The 15501-nt window shown below is 65.3% G+C and carries 13 protein-coding genes; 4 read left to right on the top strand and 9 right to left on the bottom strand.

Translation table 11 applies throughout. The features are described 5' to 3' along the window. Window positions 1–38: 38 nt before the first annotated feature. From AB7E35_RS12175 to msrA, 5 genes are all read right to left on the bottom strand, one after another. Window positions 39–911 (bottom strand): hypothetical protein, encoded by an 873-nt coding sequence (locus AB7E35_RS12175; RefSeq protein WP_428163957.1) that lies wholly within the window; start codon window positions 909–911, stop codon window positions 39–41. Between the two features lie 415 nt (window positions 912–1326). Further along, window positions 1327–3393, bottom strand: coding sequence for a TonB-dependent receptor domain-containing protein (locus AB7E35_RS12170; protein WP_428167632.1), 2067 nt, complete (start codon window positions 3391–3393; stop codon window positions 1327–1329). A 303-nt stretch (window positions 3394–3696) separates the two neighbouring features. Then, window positions 3697–4095 (bottom strand): hypothetical protein, encoded by a 399-nt coding sequence (locus AB7E35_RS12165; protein ID WP_428163959.1) that lies wholly within the window; start codon window positions 4093–4095, stop codon window positions 3697–3699. Between the two features lie 49 nt (window positions 4096–4144). Next, window positions 4145–4390 (bottom strand): hypothetical protein, encoded by a 246-nt coding sequence (locus AB7E35_RS12160; RefSeq protein ID WP_428163960.1) that lies wholly within the window; start codon window positions 4388–4390, stop codon window positions 4145–4147. A gap of 112 nt (window positions 4391–4502) precedes the next feature. Further along, window positions 4503–5048 carry a peptide-methionine (S)-S-oxide reductase MsrA gene (gene msrA / locus AB7E35_RS12155; RefSeq protein WP_428163961.1) on the bottom strand — a complete coding sequence of 182 codons (546 nt, stop codon included), beginning with the start codon at window positions 5046–5048 and terminating at the stop codon, window positions 4503–4505. 263 nt (window positions 5049–5311) lie between these two features. Here msrA and AB7E35_RS12150 point away from each other — a divergent pair, with 263 nt between their 5' ends. The 4 genes from AB7E35_RS12150 (at window position 5312) to AB7E35_RS12135 (ending at window position 9140) form a co-directional block, all read left to right on the top strand. Then, window positions 5312–6022: a protein-L-isoaspartate O-methyltransferase family protein gene (locus AB7E35_RS12150; protein ID WP_428167631.1), complete on the top strand. Its 711-nt coding sequence runs from the start codon at window positions 5312–5314 to the stop codon at window positions 6020–6022. Between the two features lie 52 nt (window positions 6023–6074). After that, a complete protein-coding gene (locus tag AB7E35_RS12145) occupies window positions 6075–6416 on the top strand; it encodes a rhodanese-like domain-containing protein (protein WP_428167630.1) in 342 nt (113 codons plus the stop codon). Window positions 6417–6463: 47 nt separating this feature from the next. Beyond that, window positions 6464–7798 carry a TolC family outer membrane protein gene (locus AB7E35_RS12140; RefSeq protein WP_428167629.1) on the top strand — a complete coding sequence of 445 codons (1335 nt, stop codon included), beginning with the start codon at window positions 6464–6466 and terminating at the stop codon, window positions 7796–7798. A 595-nt stretch (window positions 7799–8393) separates the two neighbouring features. Next, the gene (locus AB7E35_RS12135) at window positions 8394–9140 is read left to right on the top strand and encodes a PEP-CTERM sorting domain-containing protein (protein ID WP_428163965.1); all 747 of its coding nucleotides are present in this window, start codon (window positions 8394–8396) and stop codon (window positions 9138–9140) included. A 280-nt stretch (window positions 9141–9420) separates the two neighbouring features. On the opposite strand, the gene AB7E35_RS12130 is transcribed toward AB7E35_RS12135, so the two are convergent. The 4 genes from AB7E35_RS12130 to AB7E35_RS12115 all read right to left on the bottom strand — a co-directional run bounded on the left by AB7E35_RS12130 (window position 9421) and on the right by AB7E35_RS12115 (window position 15419). Then, a complete protein-coding gene (locus AB7E35_RS12130) occupies window positions 9421–9774 on the bottom strand; it encodes a DUF3147 family protein (RefSeq protein ID WP_428163966.1) in 354 nt (117 codons plus the stop codon). A gap of 13 nt (window positions 9775–9787) precedes the next feature. Continuing rightward, complete coding sequence (locus AB7E35_RS12125) at window positions 9788–12496, bottom strand: GNAT family N-acetyltransferase (protein WP_428163967.1); 2709 nt, start codon at window positions 12494–12496, stop codon at window positions 9788–9790. 70 nt (window positions 12497–12566) lie between these two features. Then, window positions 12567–13958, bottom strand: coding sequence for a 3-deoxy-D-manno-octulosonic acid transferase (locus AB7E35_RS12120; RefSeq protein WP_428167628.1), 1392 nt, complete (start codon window positions 13956–13958; stop codon window positions 12567–12569). A 72-nt stretch (window positions 13959–14030) separates the two neighbouring features. Next, window positions 14031–15419 carry a phosphomannomutase/phosphoglucomutase gene (locus tag AB7E35_RS12115; RefSeq protein WP_428167627.1) on the bottom strand — a complete coding sequence of 463 codons (1389 nt, stop codon included), beginning with the start codon at window positions 15417–15419 and terminating at the stop codon, window positions 14031–14033. Between the last annotated feature and the right edge of the window lie 82 nt (window positions 15420–15501).

Here is a 15501-nt window from a genome sequence, read left to right as displayed (position 1 = left end):
GGGTGCCCCTATTGGCCGGTGCCAGCGGGGGGCCATGGTCACATCGCGCAGGGGCCTTTCCACACGCCGCTGCGCAGACCAGCCGGCGGCTTTTGCGCCCAGACCTGAGCGCAGGCCTCCCAGGCGGGCTCCTGCACGTTCAGGCCGGCGAAGATGCCGTAGCCCTCACCGGCGCGGATGTCCTCACCCGCGCTAAGGCTCTCGCCGGCCTTGATCGCGCCCAGGGCGTGGATGGATTCGCCTGCCTTGATGCCCCAGCCTGCCTCCAGGTGCATCAGGCCGCTGATGGCACCACCCACCACAATGCCCTGCCCCACGCGCAGGCTGCCTGCGCCGCCCACATGGCCGCCCACGCGCAAGCTCTTGCCGCAGTCAATGCCGCCTTGCACCTGCAAGTCCTGCCCCACGAAGGCGCTGGCGCCCACGGTCAGCGCGCCTTGGCAGACCACGTCCCACGCGGCGCGCAGGTCACCGCCACAGTGCAGCGACTGCTGCGTATGCACACCCCAGTCGGTTCGCAAGTCGCCCCCGCAGTGCAGCCTATCGCCGCTCTGGATGCTGGCGCCGGCGCGGATGTCCTCGCCCGCCACAATGGCACCGCCTGCACGCACGCCGGCTCCCACATGGATGGATCGCCCCACGTGGATCACGCCATCCACCTCGATACCGCCGCGCACCTGCACCGAGCCGGCGAACACCACTGCCTCGGCTTCCAGGCGATCCACGCTTAACACTGCGTTGGTGGGGCCGAACTGGCCCAGCAGCCACAGCGCGTCGTCCACACGACCCGCGGCCACCAGTTGATCCAGCGCTTGCTGGTAGCCCACGCCGTCTTCGATATGGCGTGTGAACCAGCGAAAACCATTGGCGCACGGGCTTTTGGCCCGTAGAAACTGTTTGGTGAATTCCATGCGACGCTCCAATCCTTGATGGCCTGCGCAGCGTTGCGCGCAAGGCCTGCCAATCCGGTGGACGGCCTGCCCGCGCCAGCGGACACGGGCCATTTCATCCACCGCCGCGCAGGGCGGGTGCCCGGCGATGGTGGTTCTGCGCAATGAAAAGAGGGGGAGTGTTTTATCGCCGGGCGGAGGAATGTGCGACCGGCTTGTATGGCCAGATCTCACGCACCACGGCGTCGCCAGCCGCGCAGCCGCGCGCAAGGATGCTGTTGGTGGAGGTGGATGGGCACATGAGCGTGCATGCTAACAGCGGCCCGCCGCCAACAACAAACTTGTCGCACGGCTGCGCGCGGTCTTTGCCGCACCGCCGTGCGGGCTGCGCTGCGGCTGTGCCTGCGCACCCGCAGCGACCCGTGGACGACCAGAATCAGAACGACACGCGCACGCCCAGCGTCAGGTTGCGCCCAGCCAGCGGTGCCGCATCCTTGATGAAGGAAGTGTGGGCATAAGCCAAGCGATCTGTGAGGTTGCGGGCCTTCAGGTAAACCTGCCACGGCGTGCCGTCGGCGCTACGGCCGTTGTAGGCCAGCCCCAGGTTCAGCATGCCGTGGCCAGGCGTGGCGGTCTCGAAGGTGGCCACGCGGTTTTGCCGCGCCACCTGCAGCCATTCCACTGCGCCCTCCCAGTCGCGCCAATTGGCGTCCAGGCGCAGGCCTGCGCGCGCCGGGGCGATGCGCGGCAGCCGCTCGCCGCCGTCCAGGCGGGCGCGTACGCTGTCGCCAAACAGCGTGACCCCCAGGCGCTGCGTGATGCGCTGACGCACCCGGCCTTCGATACCGGTAAATGTGGCGCCCGCCTGGCTGTACTGCAGCAGTTGCAGGCCATCCAACTCATCTAGCGTGCGCCCGTAGATGTAGTTGCGGATGCGGTTGCGAAACACGCTCACGTCGAACGTGGTGCTGCCGCCTGTTTTGCGCAGGCTTAGGTCGATGTTGCGAGAGGTTTCCGCGCGCAGGCCGGCATCGCCGCGTTCGTAGGTGGACGTTGCCATGTGCAGGCCACGGGCGTACAGCTCCTCGGCCGTGGGCGCGCGGTGGGCGCGCGTAATGCTGGCGCCCGCGGCATAACCGGGCGCAAAACGCCACACCGCGCCCAGCGACGCCGAGGTGCCATGGTGGCGCTGCCGCACCCCGCTGTCTTGCACCTCGGCAGTCTGGCGGTCGTGGCGCAGCGATGCCTGCAGCCGCCAGTCGCCAAGGCGGTATTCCTCCAGAGCGAAGACGCCCCACTGGCGCGTGGTGGTGGGCTGCACATACGCCTCATCGCCCACTGCGCTGAACTTGCGTTGCGAGGTCTGCACGCCGACCATGCCGCGCAGGCCGGCAACGGGCTGGTGCTGCAATTCCACGCGCAGGTCGTGCGCCTTATTCCTGAAGGTGGTGGCGATGGCGCCCTCCTCCACCTCGTCATGCTCATAGTCGGTGCTGCCCGCCCGCAGACGCAGCGCCGTGAAGCCCGCGAAGGGGTTGCGCAGCTCGCCGCGGATGTCCATGCGCTCGCTGCGCAGATCGACCACGGGCACACTTGCATGTGCGTGGTCATCGTCGTCGGGCGCGCTGTGATCATGACCGTCGTGGCTGCCGCAATGCAACTGGTTGCCGTGGGCGTGGCAATTCTCGTAGCCGTGGCTGTGGCCCGGCAGTCCGTATTTGGCGTTGCGACGCGTAAGGGCCAGGCCCAGGTAGCCCTGACTGCCCACCCACGACAGGCCTACACTGCCGGTATCCGCGCGGTGGAAGCTGCCCGGCACGCGCCGGCCTTCGCTCCAGCCGCTGCCTACGCGGTAGTCGCCCGCGTCGCGACCGGCGGCCTCCACATGCACTGCCACGTTGCCGGCGCCGCCCGTCAGCGCAAAGGCACCTGCCTTCTCGTTTGCGGCGGTGCTGGCGCGCAGTTCGGCGCTGCCCTCGTAGCCCTTGTCAGGCACGTAGGTGGGCACCTTGCCGTCCAGCAAGTTGACGACACCGCCCACTGCGCCGGCACCATAGACCAGTGCCGAGGGGCCACGCAGCACTTCCACCTGCGTGGTCAGCAAAGACTCGGCGGCCACAGCGTGGTCAGGGCTGACGGTGGATGCGTCATGCAGCTCGGCACCATCGGACAGCACGCGCACGCGCGGGCCATCCATGCCGCGTATCACCGGACGGCTGGCGCCCGCACCAAAATGGCTGGCAGCAATGCCTGGCTCGCCGTCCAGGGTTTCGCCAAGCGTGGCCTCGCGCTGGCGCACCAGCGCATCGCCCTCCAGCACCGAAAAGGGTTGCGTCATTTCTGACACACCCAGCTGCAGTCCGCTGGACGAGACGGTGACCTCGGGCAGGCGGCTGTCCGTCTGTGCCTGAACCGGCATGGCGCCCGCCACGCATAGCAGGGTCGCCCAGGCTAGTGGATGGAGTACGCCCGAATGGCGGGCGTGGATGAGAAATTGGCTCATATACAACTATTGCGTCAAATCGCGGCTGGCGCGCGTGTGCCTACACGAACGCGCACGAACGCGCACGGGCATGCAAAGGCCGCATGCCGCCGCGCTTTCAATTGGAATAAAAAATGCCTCCAGCGCTTATCTGGCAAGCGCTGTCAGCTATCAAAAAAGGATTTTTCCAGTTCCTCTCCCACCACAGGCCATAACGGAAGTCGCCGTTTCCGGACGGAGATATGGCCTTCAGCGCCAAAGGGAGCGTCAGCAGGGGGATCTGGATGACATGCCGCCGCATGGCGACGGCACGAGGCGACGGCCTCAGGCGCTCAGGGGCGGAGCGCGCGCATGAAACGAAGCCGCCTCGCGCATGAAGGGCGCGCGCGCAAGGGCCTTGAAAAATAGCGTTCGCAGCGGTTGCAGCCCCAGCGCGTGCGCGTGGCCTGGCGCCACGCCTACCAGCGTTTGCTGATCCAGCGTCTGGCAGTCCGCAGTGCCGTGGCTCGCAAACAGGGCATGCAGGGTGTCCAGTACATGATGCCCCACGCCAGCGCCATGCTCCTCAAGCCCATGCGCCCAGGCGTTCGCCTGCCACTGCCCGCCGGGCAGGTGCAGTACCTGGTGCATGCGCCCCAATGTGGGCGCCAGCGCCAGCGCCAGCAGCAGCCAGGCCAGGGCCAGGCGGCGGCGCAGCAAGGGGGGCGGTGGCATCAGGGCCATGCGTGGGACGATGAAGGGCGAGCGGCGCGGCTGGCTGCGGACAGCGCCGTCAGTGGGCGTGCTTCATGCCGCAGTACTTGCCAATGGCCAGGTTTTTGCAGGCGGCCTGCAGCTCTTTGCGGCAGGTCTCGTGGTCTTTGTTGGATGCCAGGCACTTGGCAGCGGCATCGTGGGCTGCGGCCATGGCGCGGTGGCGCTCAATGTCGGATTGGGTCTGCTTGTCGGTGTGCTGCTGCGTCTGTGCCTGCGCTGTGGCGGCGCAGACCAGCAACAAAGTGGCCAGCCAGGTTTTCATGGGTTGATTGCTCCAAAGTAAAAAAGCCGCGCGGCGCGGTGCCGCACAGGAAAAAAGCTTAGCGCAAGCGTCAAGCTCTTGGCCGCGAGTGACAAAAATGAGCCGCCAGAAATCAGGCGCCAGGCTTGAGGTAGCGTGCAAACGTCTTGCGAAACTTCTCCAACTTGGGTCCAACGACAAACGTGCAGTAACCCTGGTTGGGGTGGTTGCGAAAGTAGTTCTGGTGGTAGTCCTCGGCAGGCCAGTAGGTCACCAGGGGTTGCACCTCGGTGACAATGGGCGCGCCAAACAGCTTGTCCTGCCCCATGTGGTAGAGCATGTCCTCGGCGACATCCTGATGATCGGGGTCGGTGAAAAAGATGGCGCTGCGGTACTGCGTGCCCACGTCGTTGCCCTGGCGGTTGAGCGTGGTGGGGTCGTGCGTGGCGAAAAAAATCTCCAGAATCTCGCGCACGCTGATCTGCGCGGGATCAAACGTCACGCGCACCACCTCGGCATGGCCGGTGGTGCCGCTGCAAATCTGCTCGTACGTGGGCTCGGCCACATCGCCGTTGGCATAGCCGCTTTGCACATCAGTCACGCCGCGCACGCGGTCGAAAACGGCCTCGGTGCACCAAAAACAACCACCGCCCAGGGTAATGGACTGCAATGAAGACATAGGCGCAACTCCTTTGCATAAACAGCCGAACATCATAGGAAAAACAGGTGACGCCGATGGCAGCGCAGGCTCTGATCATGTTTCTGATGTTTTTGCAGCCCTGCTTGGCACCCTGCATCCCAGCCCCCGACAGTTTCTCGCCCCAGGGATTCATCCGCCTGCAGGCAGGCAACATGTTGCAGTGCCCGTGCGTGCGGGCAACCTAGAATCCAGGGTTTTCGCCCGATCTACCGATCCAAAGTGACCCGCCCCCGGAGTACCCCATGAACATGCCCCTGAACACGTCCGCTGACATTTGCGATGCCCTCGAGCAGGCCCGCTACAACATGGTGGAGCAGCAAATCCGCCCGTGGAACGTGCTGGACGAGGCGGTGCTGGAGCTGTTGCACACCGTGCCCCGCGAAGACTTTGTGCCTCCCGCCTACCAGGGTATGGCCTTTTCGGACACCGAAATCCCCCTCAATCCCTCGGTGACGGAGTCTGAGCGCCTGGGCCAGGTGATGCTGGCGCCCCGCGTCGATGCGCGAATGCTGCAGGACTTGCGGGTCTTGCCCACCGACCGTGTGCTGGAGATCGGCGCGGGCTCTGGCTATATGGCCGCACTGCTGGCCGCCAGCGCCGAACGTGTGGTGTCTCTGGAAATCGTGCCCGAACTGGCCGAGTTTGCGCGCGAGAACCTGCGCAGCGCCGGCATCGACAACGCCGAAGTGCGCCAGGCCGACGGTGCGCTGGACCCCATCCCCGACGGCCCTTTTGACGTCATCGTGCTCAGCGGCTCGGTGGCCGAGGTGCCGCAAAAACTGCTGGCGCTGCTGCGCGACGGCGGCCGCCTGGGCGCCTATGTGGGCAATCTGCCGGTGATGCGCGCCACCATCGTGCGCCGCAGCGGCGACCGTTTCGAGACCACCCAACCCTGGGACGTGGTCGTGCCGCGCCTGCGCAACTTCCCCGAGCCCTCGTCGTTCAAGTTCTGACTGGCTGCACGCCAGAATGCGCCCTCCGGGGCGCTGCAACCCACTGCCGCACATGATCGACCACGTACGCCCCGCCCAGCTTGCAGACTGGATAGCCGCCCAACAAGGCGCCGGCACGCCGCTGGTGCTGGACGTGCGCGAGCCGTGGGAGCTGCAGACCGCCAGCGTTGCCCCGCAGGACTTTGAACTGCTGACGATTGCCATGGGCGATCTGCCCGCCCGCCTGGACGAACTAGACCCTGCCCGCCCCATTGCCTGCCTGTGCCACCACGGCGTGCGCAGCCTACGGGTGGCCGTTTTTCTGGCGCACCAGGGCTTTGAGCGGGTCGCCAACATCACGGGCGGTATCGACGCCTGGTCGTGCGAACACGACTCCGGCGTGCCGCGCTATTGACCACATTGGCATCAGCCCGTGTGCGCGGACATATCAGAGGGACTTTCATGACTGCGCTCCGGTTTGCACACTTACCCCTTGCCCTTGCCTGCGCACTGTACGCCACGGCGCCTGCGCAGGCCCAAAGCCTCTTGCAGCTGGTTCAGGCAGCGCGCAGTTATGACACCGTGTGGCAGGCAGCCCGCCTGCAACTGGATGCCGCCACCAGCCGCGCCGAGCAGGCCCGCGCCGGCCTGCTGCCCAGCGCCGGTCTGACGGCCAGCGTGTCCCGCACCCACACCGAAGTCACCCGGCCCCCGGTGGACTTCAACGGCAGCACGCAAAGTGCAGGCGTCAGCGCATCGCAGCCGCTGTACCGCCCGGCCAACCGCATCGGCTTTGAGCAAGGCCAGCGCAGCATCGACGTGGCCCGCGCCCAGCTGGACGCTGCCACGCAAGACCTGCTGGTGCGCGTCAGCCAGGCCTACTTTGACGTGCTGGCCGCGCAAGACACCCTCAGCTTTGTGCAAGCGCAAAAAGCTGCAGTCGCAGAGCAACTTGCGGCTGCCAAGCGCAACTTTGAGGTAGGCACCTCCACCATCACTGACCAGCGCGAGGCCCAGGCCCGCTACGACCTGGTCATTGCCCAGGAAATTGCCGCCGAAAACGACCTACTGGTGAAAAATCTGGCTCTGGATCAACTGGCGGGCATCACTGGCACCCAGCCCCTGCCGCTGGCCCAGCCGGTGCAGTTGCCCCCCTTGCAGCCGGGCGACGTGACTGCCTGGGTGCAAACGGCGCAGGGGCAACAGCCCGGGGTGCGCCAAGCGCAAATCGCCCTGGACATTGCACGGCTTGAAACTCAAAAGGCAGGCACCGGCCACCTGCCCACGATAGACCTGCAGGCAGGCTACAACACGGCACACAACCCCAGCGGCACAGCGACCGCCCCCGGCATGAACAGCCGCACCCACAGCGCCAGCGTGGGCGTGGCATTCAACCTGCCGCTTTTTGCCGGCTTTGCGGTGCAAAACCGCATCAAGGAAACCCTGGCCCTCGAGGAAAAAGCCCAAGCCGACCTCGAAACCACGCGCCGCAACGCCGCACAGGCCACGCGGGCGGCGTTTTTTGGCGTGCAATCCGGCCACGTTCAGGTGCGTGCCCTGGAAGCAGCCGAAGCCTCCAGCCAAAGCGCTCTGGATGCAAACAAACTGGGCTACCAGGTAGGGGTGCGCATCAACATTGACGTACTCAACGCCCAAAGTCAGTTCTACCAGACCAAGCGCGACCTGGCACTGGCGCGCTACAACGTACTGCTGGGCAACCTGAAGCTGCGCCAGGCTGCAGGGGTGCTGACAGAAGAAGACCTGGGGCCGCTTGATGGGATGTTGCGAAAGCATTGACCACTGCGCCGGCACACCAGGCAGGGGGATTGGGGCCATGAGTCAATGGGGGGGGCGGATTCCCATTCACTGCGAAACCCACCTGCACCTGCATTTCGCCTGTGCTGTGGAATGTGGCGCTCAAATTCTGGCTCAACGGGTTACAGAAAATGTGACCAGTCGTTGCCAAATTCAAACTGATAAATTTTAGAATAAAAATTTACGAAAATGATCGTAATAATGTCCTGCTGATTCTTCTGTGGCATCAGTATTTTAAATACAATTTAAAAATTGTTACACAGAGAAATTTATGGATAGGGTTTTTGACGTCAATCCATTCATCCACGCGCCACCCACTCAAAGCTGTCGGTTTTTCTTACAAAGAATGAACCATTTTTCCCGGAAACCAATTCCCCTGCTCAAACGTGTCTGCTTTTTTTACACGGTTCAAAAATAAAAATTAAAAACACTTTAAAAACAATGACTTGATTTACAGGCACAAAAAATGCTAATTCAGTCTGGCAGATTCGATGTGTCTTGCACGTGAAGTGGCACACACCTGACAAAGACTGAGGCGCCGCGCAAGAAACGATTCTGCTTTTTAAAGGAGAACGTCATGAAATCTCACCGCAAGTCTATCGCCTCAGCCTTTGTGGCTGCATTGATAGGAATAGGTTATGCCGGCGGCGCGTCAGCGAGTCTGGTCTTTATGGGAGCTTCTTCAGATCCCGGTCAAGGGTATGGCAACGTTGTCAACCTGCTCAGCATGCACAAATCCGGAGGCGCTGGCACCGCATCGGACGTGGAAGACGGCATTGTTGCCTGGAACGGTTCGGCTGACGTTATTTCAGGCTTCTACGCTCTGACCGACCCCAACAAGACGGCGACACACACGTTTGGCTCGATTGGTCTCAGCGGGGGCACGGCGGCAGCCAATATTCGATTGATTTGGGATCCGTCAGAAGTGGGTAGCGCATCAGGTGATGACACCCAGGTCGATGCGCTGATCCTGAGCATCTTCGCGCCCACAGGGGGTGCCGCGGTGTTCCAGGCCTCTCTTGCAGCACCAGTCTTCCACAACTACGTGGTCGGGCCGGGCTTGGGTGTCGGCGATTTTGTCTATGGCCTGGATGCAGCCCAGGCGGGCATGCTTCAAGCCACGCTGAACGGTATCGGGGATTTCAGTGCATATCGGATCGGTCTGACGGCCAGTGTGTCGTATATCGATGACGGGCCTGACACCTGGCTTCTGGCCAATGCGGGTGTACCGGGCAATCAGGTTCCCGAACCCGGCATCTTGTCTTTGGCAGCCATCGGCATGCTGGGAGTGGCAGTTGCGACGCGCCGACGGCGCGGGAGGTAAATGCGCAGTGGTGCCTGCCTGAGCCTGGGTGAAAGCTGTCGGCTGGCGCGGGCAATTGTCGGCAGTTTTTAGCAAACGGTCCGCATTTGCCCGCGCCACCTCTTGACCAGGAAGCTGCCGCGGTGACGATGCTCCAGCTGTGGGGGATGGATATGCGTTTTCGCGGGGATGACGGTTGGGAAACTTGCCGTCATTCCCGCAAAGGCGCAAATCCATTGCGACGGTGCTTGGGCCACTTGGGCCACTTGGGCCACTTGGGCTTTGGGTGGGGAGGCCAAACTCAAGGCAGCAAGTCAATCCCCAATGGCCGCACCGCCAGCGCAAACAGGCCGAAGCACACCACGGTGATGACCGCGCTGGCCAGCAGGGTCAGGCCAAAGCCCAGGCGCGGCAGCAGCCAGGGGAACGCCAGAAACATCGGCAGCGTGGGCACCACGTACCAGAAGGTGTACCAGGCGTGGCTGGCTATTTTTTCTTGCGGCTGCTTTTCCACGTACAGCCAGATCAGCGCAAGAAAGGTCACCAGCGGCAAGGCTGCCAGCAGGCCACCCAGTTTGTCACTGCGCTTGGCCAATTCAGACACGGCCACCACCACGGCGGCGGTGATCAGGTATTTGGTGATGATCCAGGCCATCTGCGTCCTTCGGTCAAAGCTGGTGCACCACCAGCCGAAATTCGGGGTCTTCGTCGAAGGCCCGCACTTCAAAGCCCAGCCGGCGCATCAATTTGAGCATGTTGGGGTTGTTGGACAGCACCAGGCCCTGCACCTCGGCCAGGCCACGGTCGCGGGCCACTTCCATGATGCTGAGCATCAGGCGCGAGCCCAGGCCGCGGCCGGCGAAGTCGTCTGCCACCAGCAGGGCGAATTCGCAGCTGGTCTGGTCGGGGTTGGTGACGTAGCGCGACACACCCACGATGCGATCTTTGTGGCAGACCTCGCCTTCCTCGTCCACCACGCGCTCGCGGTGCACGGCCACCAGGGCCATCTCGCGGTCGTAGTCGATCAGGGTGAAGCGCGCCAGCATGGACGGCGGCAGCTCTGCCAGCTGCGAGACAAAGCGAAAGTAGCGGCTCTCGGGCGATAGCTCTTTGACCAGGCGCTGCAACATTTGCGCGTCGTCGGGGCGAATGGGACGCACCAGGTATTCGCCACCGCCGCGCAGGGGCCACACCTTCTCGTAGCGCGCGGGGTACGGCAGGATGGACAGGTGACTGTAGTGCCCGTGCCCTATCGCCTCGGCGTGCGCGCCGCCCTGGGCGGCATCGTGGATGACGATGCGTGCATCCACCGCAATGGCGCCGTGCTCATCCACGATCAGGGGGTTGATGTCCATCTCGCGCAGCTGGGGCAAGGCGCAGACCAGCTCGGACACGCGCAGCAGCACGCTCTCAAGCGCTTCCATGTCCACCGCGCTCGCGCCGCGCCATTCGCCCAGTGTCTCGGCCACGCGGGAGCGGTCGATCAGGCGCCGTGCCAAAAACTGGTTGAGTGGCGGCAGCTCCATGGCGCGGTCGTTGATCAGCTCGATCATGGTGCCGCCGGCGCCAAAGGTGATCACCGGGCCAAAGGGCTCGTCGGTCACCAGGCCAATGCAGATTTCGCGTCCGCGGCGGGCGCGGGCCATTTTTTGCACCGACACGCCATTGATGCGCGCACCGGGTTGCTGGCGCGTCACGCGCTGCACCATGTCGGTGTAGGCATCGCGCACAGCCGCGCCGCTGTGCAGGTTGAGCAGCACGCCGCCCACGTCGGACTTGTGGGCGATGTCGGGCGAGTCGATCTTGAGCGCCACCGGAAAGCCCAGTTGCGTGGCGATCATCATGGCCTCGTGCGCGTTGCGCGCCAGCAGCGTCTTGGACACCGGAATGTGAAAGGCCGCCAACAGCGTCTTGGACTCCATCTCGGTGAGGACGTTGCGGCGCTCGGCCAGCACGCTCTCGATGACCAGGCGCGCGCCTTCGATGTCGGGCTGTGCCAGCGCGGCGGTCAGTGGCGGGGGGGTCTGCTGCAGCAGTTGCTGGTTCTGGTAGAACGAGGCGATGTTGCCAAACGCGCCCACTGCCGCCTCGGGCGTGCGAAAGGTGGGCAGCTGCGCCGCGCGCAGGATACGGCGTGCCGGAATCACGGTGGCGTCGCCCATCCAGCACGACAGCAGCGGCTTGGAGGCCAGGCGCTTGGCCTCGGCCAGCACGGCGGCCACGGCCTCGCCGTCAATGCCGGCCTTGGGCGAGAAGATGGTCAGCACACCGTCGATATGCCGCTCGCGCAGGGCTGCCTCGACCGCAAGGCGGTAGTGGTCGGGCCCGGCATCTTCCGACAGATCGATCAGGTCGGCCAACGACGCCTGCGGCGGCAGTTGTGGCGCCAGCGCGGCGCTGCACGGCTCGGACAGCCGCCCCAGCTCCAGACCAATTTCGTTTTCCCAGTCGGCCGCCAGCACGCCGGGGCCGCCGCCATTGGTGATGATGGCCATGCGCTTGCCCACGGGCCGGTAGCGTGAAGCCAGGCATTTGGCGGCCGAAAACAGCTCGACAAACGAGCGCACCCGCACGGCGCCGGCGCGGCGCAGCACGGCGTCAAACACGTCGTCGCTGCCCACGATGGCGGCGCTGTGCGTCTGCGCGGCTTCGTTGCCGGCGGGCTTGCGCCCGGCTTTCAGCACCACTACCGGCTTGGCATAGGCGGCCGAGCGCAGCGCGCTCATGAAGCGGCGAGCGTTCTGAATGCCCTCCATGTAAACCACGATGCTTTGCGTGCGCGGGTCGTTGGCCAGAAAGTCCAGTGCTTCGCTCAGGCCCAGGTCGGTGTGTGGCCCCAGCGAGATCACGCTGGAAAAGCCCACCGCGTTGTTGGCGGCCCAGTCCAGGATGGATGAGGTGAGCGCGCCCGACTGACACACCAGCGCCAGCGACCCCTCGCGCGCCAGCGGCCCCGCAACGCTGGCATTGAGCTGCAGTGACGGCCGCTGCATGCCCAGCGAGTTAGGGCCCAGCAGGTGCATGCCCTCGCGCCGCGCAATCTTGCGCAACTGCTCTGCCTGCTGCGCATCCACACCGCTGGACAGCACCAGCGCCGCGCGGCAGTTGATGCGCCCCGCCACCTCCAGCGCGGCCGCCAGGTCCTGCGGCGGCTGGGCGATGAGGGCCAGATCAGCGCGGCTGTGCGCCAGGTCGGCCAGCGTGCCGCTGGTGTGGATGTCCAGATACGTGATCTTGCCGGTGAATTGCTGCGCCTGCAGCGCATCACGCAGCATTCGGGCGTGGGCTGTTTGCGTGTCGGGCGCGTCGGCAGGGCCGGCCAGCACGACGATGGAGCCGGGGTTGAACAGGGGGTTGAGGTAGTGCTTGTCCATCATGGTGGACTGATTCTCTGCGATAGCCGCTCTTTTTTGGCGCGCTCGATTGGCCAGCGCCCGCCGGGTGTTGTCAGCCGTGCACGCCGCTTGCGGCAGAGCGCAGTTGGCCCTGCACCGCCAGCGCAGTGGCTCGGGCTGCGCCGCGGTGGGCCTGGGTGAAGTCCAGGCAGCGCCGGGTGCGCTGCTGCAGGCGCGGCGGATCCTGCGCCAGGGCAATGGCGGCGGCCACGCCCTCAGCCATGTCGGCCACGCGGTCGGCGGCGCCTGCTTCAACGGCCAGGGCCGCTGCCTGCGCAAAGTTGAAAGTGTGTGGCCCCAGCACCACGGGACAGCCGCAGGCGGCGGCCTCGATCAGGTTCTGCCCACCCAGCGGCGCAAAGCTGCCGCCCAACAGCGCCACATGGGCCAAGCTGTAGTACAGCGCCATCTCGCCCAGCGAGTCACCCAGCCACACATCGGCCGGGGCGGGTGCACCGGCCCACTGGCTGCGGCACGACACACTCAGGCCCGCCTGTTGACACAGACGCTGCACTTCGTCAAAGCGCTGCGGGTGGCGCGGCACGATCAGCCATTGCACCGGCATGGCGGGTGCCGTGGATATTTTTGCTTCTGTATTGATAGCTGACAGCGCTTGATTTACAGGAGCTAGAGGCTGTTTTGGCTTTACAACCTCCAGCCACATGGCCTCCTCGCCCTCGCGGCTGCTGGCCAGCAGCACCACGGGCCGGGCGCTGACGGCACGCCAGGCGCGGCCCTGGGCCTGCTGCCCGGGCGACGGCTGCGCGTCAAATTTGAGATTGCCAAACACGCCCGCCACGGGTGCGCCCACGTCGCGCAGGCGGGCCGCGTCTTGCTCGGTTTGCGCCCACACGGCAGACAGGCCTGCATAGGCCGGGCGCGACAGCCAGCGCAGGCGGTGAGCGCCAGCAAGCGACTTTTCATTCAGGCGGGCGTTGGCAAGCACCAGCGGAACCTGATGCGCGCGGCACACCGCCACCAGGTTGGGCCAGATCTCGGTCTCCATCAGGATGCCGATGGCTGGGCGAAACCGGCGCACGAAGCGCCCCACCGCGCCCGGCGTGTCCCAGGGCTGCCAAACCTGCACATCACCGGGCTGCAGCAGCTTGGCGCCTTCAGCCCTGCCCGTGGCCGTGCCGTGCGTCAGCAGCAGGCGCATGCCAGGCAGCAGCGCGCGCAGTTCGTTCAGCAAGATGGCAGCGGCGCGCGTCTCGCCCAGCGAGACGGCGTGTATCCAGATCCAATGCGGTTGATCCTGCCCCTGCGAGGGCGGCGACAGACTGTCCAGCCAGGGCGCATAGTGCCCCAGCCGCTCAGGCACGGCGACGGCGTACCCAGGCTCGGTACGCGCGCGCCGGCGCAGTTTGCGCATGAGCAAAGGGGTGGCCAGCCGCAGGGCCAGGCTGTAGAGCGCCAGGGCAAGCGCGTTTGCAATGCGGTGCATGAATGTCTGCGCGCCCCGCCCGGCGTGCAGCGCGCAGGGCGCATACACGACGGGTGCGGCACAGCAGCCCGCCTAGTGCGCGGCGCCGCCCACCTGGGCGCCCGGCTTGACGCGCTGCAGCAGCGCGAGCATGGCGGCCTCGATGCGGTGCAGGGCGGCTTCGGTGTGGCCCTCAAAGCGCAGCACCAGCACCGGCGTGGTGTTGCTGGCGCGGATCAGGCCAAAGCCGTCGGGCCAGTCCACGCGCAGCCCGTCGATGGTGCTGATGGCGGCGGGGGCGGCAAACACGCTGGGCGCCAGCGCCTGCAGTTCGGTCGTCAGACGGTGGGGCTCGCCCTCTTCGCAAGCCACGTTCAGCTCGGGCGTGCTGTGGCTGGTGGGCAGCTGGTTCAGCACGGCGCTGGGGTCGGCATGGCGGCTGAGAATCTCCAGCAGGCGGCAGCCGGCGTAGGTGCCGTCGTCAAAGCCGAACCAGCGCTCTTTGAAGAAGATGTGGCCGCTCATCTCGCCGCCCAGCGGCGCGCCCAGCTCTTTCATGCGGGCCTTGATGAGCGAATGGCCGGTCTTGTACATCACCGGCTCGCCGCCCGCGGCAGCAATGGCAGGCGCCAGGCGCTGGGTGCACTTCACGTCAAACAAAATGGGCGCGCCCGGAACGCGCGACAGCACGTCCTGCGCAAACAGCATCATCTGCCGGTCGGGGAAGATGTTGCTGCCGTCCTTGGTGACTATCCCCAGGCGGTCGCCGTCGCCGTCAAAAGCCAGGCCCAGCTCGGCGTCGGTGGTGCGCAGCGCCTCGATCACGTCGCGCAGGTTGTCGGGCTTGCTGGGGTCTGGGTGGTGGTTGGGGAAGTTGCCGTCCACCTCGGAGAACAGCTCGATCACCTCGCAGCCCAGGGCCCTGAAAATGCCCGGGGCGCTGGCGCCAGCAATGCCGTTGCCGCTGTCCACCACGATTTTCATGGGCCGCGCCAGCTTCACGTCGCCCACGATGCGCTGTGCGTAGGCCGCCAGCACGTCGGCCTGGCGCACGCTACCACCGCCTTGCAGCTGCCAGCTTTGCTGCTCCATGGTGCGGCGCAGCTGCTGGATGTCGTCACCGTAGATGGCGCGTCCGGCCAGCACCATCTTGAAGCCGTTGTAGTCCTTGGGGTTGTGGCTGCCCGTGACCTGGATTCCGCTGCTGCACAGCGTGCTGGCCGCAAAGTACAGCATGGGCGTGGTCACCATGCCCACGTCGATGACTTCGATGCCCGCATCCACCAGGCCCTGGATCAGCGCCGCCGACAGCGCGGGGCCGGACAGCCGCCCGTCGCGCCCCACGGCCACCGTGTGCTCGCCCTGGGCGCGTGCCGCAGTGCCAAAAGCCCGACCCAAAGCGCGGGCGATGGATTCGTCAAGCGTGCTTGGCACGATGCCGCGGATGTCATAGGCCTTGAAGATGGCGGGAGATGGCTGCACGGTAAATCCTTGGTTGGAAGTGACGGTTGGCTTGGAGAAATTCGGGACGGCAAACAGGGCAGCAAACACGGCAGGACAGCGA

Origin of the sequence: Diaphorobacter sp., assembly GCF_050251835.1 — a bacterium.
GTDB lineage: Bacteria > Pseudomonadota > Gammaproteobacteria > Burkholderiales > Burkholderiaceae_C > JBFXIE01.
Note: the sequence above shows the minus strand (reverse complement) of the source record. Positions and strands in the feature narration are given on the sequence as shown.